Genomic DNA, 588 nt, shown 5'->3' on the forward strand with positions numbered 1-588 from the left:
CGCTGCCAGTGCCGAACTACACGACATTGAGCCGCCGCGCGCAGAATCTGAACCTCGTGCTGCCCGCCTCGCGTACCAGCGAGCCGCTGCATCTGGTGATCGACAGCACTGGGCTGACGCCACTGGGCTGACGCTTTACGGCGAAGGCGAGTGGAAGGTTCGCAAGCACGGTTGGTCCAAGCGCCGGACTTGGCGCAAGGTCCAGCTCGCCATGGACGCGAACACCGGCCAAATCTGCGCTGCACTGATGACCCACCAGGACGTTGGCGATGGCGAAGTGTTGGCCAACCTGCTCGATCAGATCCCGCCTGATACGCCGATCGATACCATCGGAGGCGGCGGCGCTTACGACAGCAAGCCGTGCCACGCGGCGATTGCCGCGCGGGATGCACAGCCCTCGATTCCACCACGCGATGGAGCGAAGCCATGGTCCGAAAGTACGCCGGGTGCAGCTTGGCGTAACGAGGCTATCGATGTCATCGAGAAGAGCCGTCGACGCGAATGGAAAGCCCTATCACCGGCGCTCGCTGGCCGAGACCCTGATGTACCGCCTCAAGACGCTGACGGGACACAGTCTGTGGGCGCGCG

The 588-nt window shown here is 64.1% G+C and carries 1 pseudogene; it reads left to right on the top strand.

Annotated features, from left to right (window positions below):
• Positions 1-588: pseudogene (locus tag J8I34_RS34315) on the top strand (IS5 family transposase); the annotation flags it as partial.

It is taken from the genome of Cupriavidus phytohabitans, assembly GCF_017815025.1.
In the GTDB taxonomy this organism is placed as follows: Bacteria; Pseudomonadota; Gammaproteobacteria; order Burkholderiales; family Burkholderiaceae; genus Cupriavidus.